At 63.6% G+C, this 4,636-nt stretch carries 5 protein-coding genes; all 5 read left to right on the top strand.

Annotated elements, in window-relative coordinates:
- The coding region (locus tag V5A53_RS13005; protein ID WP_332314048.1) for a DNA topoisomerase at nt 1-1,371 on the top strand (1,371 nt) is incomplete at its 5' end.
- Between the two features lie 71 nt (nt 1,372-1,442).
- Nucleotides 1,443-2,555 (top strand): hypothetical protein, encoded by a 1,113-nt coding sequence (locus V5A53_RS13000; RefSeq protein ID WP_332314047.1) that lies wholly within the window; start codon nt 1,443-1,445, stop codon nt 2,553-2,555.
- A 73-nt stretch (nt 2,556-2,628) separates the two neighbouring features.
- The gene (locus V5A53_RS12995; RefSeq protein ID WP_332314046.1) at nt 2,629-3,348 is read left to right on the top strand and encodes a phosphoglycerol geranylgeranyltransferase; all 720 of its coding nucleotides are present in this window, start codon (nt 2,629-2,631) and stop codon (nt 3,346-3,348) included.
- 85 nt (nt 3,349-3,433) lie between these two features.
- The gene (locus tag V5A53_RS12990) at nt 3,434-4,075 is read left to right on the top strand and encodes a helix-turn-helix domain-containing protein (RefSeq protein ID WP_332314045.1); all 642 of its coding nucleotides are present in this window, start codon (nt 3,434-3,436) and stop codon (nt 4,073-4,075) included.
- 66 nt (nt 4,076-4,141) lie between these two features.
- The coding region (locus V5A53_RS12985; RefSeq protein ID WP_332314044.1) for an OB-fold nucleic acid binding domain-containing protein at nt 4,142-4,636 on the top strand (495 nt) is incomplete at its 3' end.

Below are 4,636 nucleotides of genomic sequence, written 5' to 3'. Positions count from 1 at the left end.
GGCAAACAGGACCTCTCGGACGACGAGTGGGAGGTCTACGAACTCGTCGTCCGGCGCTTCTTCGCCACCGTAGCCGAACCGGCCAAATGGGAACACCTCAAGGTCGTCGCCGACGCCAACGGCGCGCTGTTGAAGGCCAACGGCAAACGACTGCTGGAAGCCGGCTACCTCGACGTCTACCCGTACGCATCCAGTTCCGAGAACATCGTCCCCGACGTCGAGGAGGGCGAGGCCCTCGCGATCGACGACCTCGAGATGGAAGCCAAGCAGACCCAACCGCCCCGTCGCCGGGGCCAGTCGCGACTCATCGAGACCATGGAGGACCTCGGCCTCGGGACGAAGGCGACCCGCCACAACACCCTCCAGAAGCTCTACGACCGTGGCTACATCGAGGGCGACCCACCCCGTCCGACGAAACTCGCGATGGCCGTCGTCGAGGCCGCCGAGGCCTTCGCCGACCGCATCGTCGACGAGCAGATGACCGCGCAACTGGAGGAGGACATGCGCGCCATCGCCGAGGGCGAGAAGAACTACGACGAGGTGACCGCCGAATCCCGCGAGATGCTGGGGAAGATCTTCGAGGAGCTACACGACTCCCGAGAGGAGATCGGCGAGCACCTCCGCGATTCGATGAAGGCCGACAAGACGCTTGGGCCGTGCCCGGAATGCGGCGAGGACCTGCTCGTCCGCCGCTCGCGTCGGGGCTCGTACTTCGTCGGCTGTGACGGCTTTCCCGACTGCAAGTACACCCTCCCCCTGCCGAATCAGGGCGAACCGACCGTCCTCGACGAGGAATGCGAGGAACACGGCCTCCGGCACGTCAAGATGCTCGCCGGACGCAACACGTTCGTCCACGGCTGTCCGCGGTGCAAGGCCGAAGAAGCCGACGAAGCCGAAGACCAGATCATCGGCGCGTGTCCCGAGTGTGGCGAGGAACACGGCGGTGAGTTGGCCATCAAACAGCTCCGTTCGGGCTCGCGGCTGGTCGGCTGTACCCGGTATCCCGACTGCGAGTACTCCCTGCCGCTGCCCCGCCGCGGCGACGTCATCGTGACCCCAAAGCGCTGTGATGAACACGATCTGCCGCATCTGGAGATCGCCGACGGCGAGGACGACGACGACCCGTGGGAACTCGGCTGTCCCATCTGCAACTACGCCGAATACCAGGAACGGCAGGCCGCCTCGGAGATCGAGGACCTCGACGGTATCGGCGCCAAGACTGCGGAGAAACTCGCCGCCGCTGGCGTCGAATCGCTGGACGATCTCCGGACGGTCGACGCCACTGCCGTCGCCGGCGAGGTACAGGGCGTCTCGGAGGACCGCATCCGCGAGTGGCAAGCCGAGGCGAACGCTGGCGCTACGGCTGACTAAGGGTCATTTCATGGACGGACCCACCCGCAGGTTTTTATCAGGGTGGGAATGACACACGCACTGGTGGACGCATGATCGACGCCGAGAGGCCGCGGAGCCGCGGCCAGATGATGATAATCACGGCCCTGCTACTGGCGGTCCTTCTCGTCGGCCTCGCGCTGGTTCTGAACAGCGCCATCTATACCGAGAACCTCTCCACGCGGGAGGCAGGGGGGTCGTTGGAGCCGTTATCGAGCGATGTACCAACCGAGAGACGGCTAACTGCTTCATTAGCTCACACGAATTACAACGACGAAACCGCAACCTACGACGAACGGGTGACACGCGTCAGGAGCAATGTCTCCAGATGGGGGGAGATGCAACGGGAGAGCAGTACACGACAGGGCCAACTCGTCTCCTCGGATTTGACGGCAGTAAAGAACGGGACTCGGGTGACACAGACGAATCACGGTCACTTCGAATCCGCAAATTCGAGCTTATTGGAGGCAGACATACTCAATCTGAGCGCGGATACCGACTGGCAAGCAGCGCCGGAATCCGAACGCCGTGGCTTCCGGATGGCCGTCCAGCGTGACTCGCTTAGAGAGACCAATCCGAATTTGACGGCGACGATCACGAACCTGCTCGATGCGGCTCTAACTGGGACTGACACCTTCTGGACCCGGTTCGAGGCCGGCGGCAACACGTATCGGATGTATCTGCTCGACGACAGCACGAACGACTCTGTCGCCGCCGTCGTCACCGAATACGAGGACGATGACAACGAAGAAGTCATCGGGACCTGTTCTTCTGAGGCACCTGACCCCACGGATAATGTAACGATAAACGTCTCGACAGGAACGCTATACGGCGCTGACGGCGAAACCGATTGCCCTGCTTTGAAAACGGCAAGCGGGAATCACGGCGAACTATACTTCGTCGGAGCGGACCACGTCGAAGGGACCTACCGATTTATCGCGGACCGCCCAGAAAGCGAGTTCCGGGACGCGCTAACCGATGAGTATGATGGACTCGTAGGCGGCCTGATTGATACGCTCACAGGGGATGATATCTACGAAGACGACCCCGCTGACGGTGAGCCGTACACGACGACTGCGGTGTACGCCGTAAGTGTCGAATCGACCTACGCCGACGACCGAGTGACCCACACCCGGAACCGAACACTCGCACCAGTGGGCCGGTAGCACCGGCCGAATGGGCCCATTTCACCCACGGAAAGCCGAAGCGGTTTTAGCCGGGCGCGGGCTTCGAGAGGGTATGAGCGCTCCCTGGGCCGAGTGGGACCACATCGTCAAAATCGACCCCGACAAGACGCTCGTGGAGGGAGAGACCTTCGAGGACGTCTGTGCGACGGGGACCGACGCCCTCGAGATCGGCGGAACGACCGGTATGACCGAAGAGAAGATGGCCCGCGCCGTCGAGGCGGCTGGCGCCTACGACATCCCGATCTACATCGAGCCGTCGAACGTCGCCTCGGTCGTCCACCGCGACGAACTGGACGGCTATCTCGTCCCCGTCGTTCTCAACGCCGGCGACGTCTTCTGGACGGTCGGCGCCCACAAGGAGTGGGCCCGCCTCGACGACGACATCGACTGGAGTCGCACCTTCACCGAAGCCTACGTCATCATGAACCCCGAGGCGTCGGTCGCCGAGTACACCGAGGCCGACTGTAACCTCGAAGCCGACGACGTGGCCGCCTACGCCGAGGTCGCAGAACAGATGCTCGGACAGGACATCGTCTACATCGAGTATTCGGGCACCTACGGCGACCCCGAGGTCGTACAGGCCGCAACCGACGCGGTCGACGACGCGACGGTCTTCTACGGCGGCGGCATCGGCGATTACGACACCGCCTACGAGATGGCCAGCCACGCCGACACCGTCATCGTCGGCGATCTGGTCCACGACGAAGGTGTCGACGCGGTTGCCGAGACGGTTCGGGGAGCCAAGGACGCCACGGCCGACCGCGACGACTGACGCTTTATTGCTTTAGTTTTCGTTTTATATATTAATATCTCAACATCTATGAATTTATAAGCGGACGCCGCCGAATCACCAGACGATGAGTGTTATCGCGGAGTACGCTGTCGCCCCCGACTATCTCGCGCTCGCGGATTCTATCGAGGCCGTCCCGGAGGCAACCCTGCGCATCGAGCGGACCTACGCGACGGACCCGGAACGGCCCATCGCGTTCATCTGGGTGTCGGCACCGGACATCGAGGCGTTCGATAGCGCCCTCGCGGCGGACCCGTCGGTCGCTGATTTCGAGCGGCTACGCGATATCGACGGCGAGTGTCTCTATCGTATCCAGGCCGCCGCCGGGCGGGCCGTCATTACCTACCCGAAGTGGGTCGAGGTGGGCGGCGAACGGCTCAAGGCCTACTACGACGACGGCTGGTGGCACGCACGAACTCGGTATCCGAGCCGGGAAGCCCTCTCGGAGTATCGGGAGTATCTGCAGGACAAGGACGTCACGTTCCGGTTGAAGCGACTCTACGATTCGGGCCACCGCGACGGCGACGGGCCGACGTTGACCGACGAACAACGCGAGACGCTCGAACTCGCCTACGAGCGCGGCTACTTCGAGGTGCCGCGGTCGATATCCACGAGCGAACTCGCCGACGAACTGGGCGTGTCGAATCAGGCGGTCTCCGAGCGACTGCGCCGGGCCAGCGCACGACTCGTCGAGGACGCGCTCAGATAGCAGGCCGCGTTCGCGGGCTCCGCGACGAAAAGCCGCGTTTAAGTCGCGCCGACGAGAATCGCGGGTATGGAGAACCGAACGTACACGGCGGACGCCGAGCCCGGGACGGACGCCACCGTCGCCGGCTGGGTCCACGAAGTCCGCGACCTCGGCGGCATCGCGTTTCTCATCCTGCGCGATAAGACGGGTCGCATTCAGGTCAAATTCGAGAAAGACGAGATGGACGACGAGCTGGTCGAGACGGGGCTGGGAGCCTCCCGCGAGTCGGTCGTCTCCGTGACGGGCGCCGTCGAGGAAGAGGAACGCGCCCCGACCGGCGTCGAGGTCGTCCCCGAATCGATCGATATCATCGCCGAGGCGGATACCGAACTGCCGCTGGACCCCTCGGGGAAGGTCGAAGCCGAACTCTCGACCCGACTCGACAACCGGACGCTGGACCTCCGCCGTGAGGAAGGTCAGGCCATCTTCGAGATCCGCGCCGAAGTCCTCCGAGCCGTTCGGGAGGCCTTCCGCGACGCCGACGCGACCGAGATCAACACGCCGAAGATCGTCGCCACGGGG

It is taken from the genome of Natronomonas sp. (genome assembly GCF_036625485.1).
GTDB lineage: Archaea > Halobacteriota > Halobacteria > Halobacteriales > Haloarculaceae > Natronomonas.
The sequence above is the reverse complement of the archived record's forward strand: the minus strand, read 5'-3'. Positions and strand labels throughout refer to the sequence as shown.

What these genes read in the sequence shown, in the direction of transcription:
- V5A53_RS13000 (WP_332314047.1), top strand. Translation starts at nt 1,443, where the DNA reads ATGATCGACGCCGAGAGGCCGCGGAGCCGCGGCCAGATGATGATAATC.
- V5A53_RS12995 (WP_332314046.1), top strand. Translation starts at nt 2,629, where the DNA reads ATGAGCGCTCCCTGGGCCGAGTGGGACCACATCGTCAAAATCGACCCC.
- V5A53_RS12990 (WP_332314045.1), top strand. Translation starts at nt 3,434, where the DNA reads ATGAGTGTTATCGCGGAGTACGCTGTCGCCCCCGACTATCTCGCGCTC.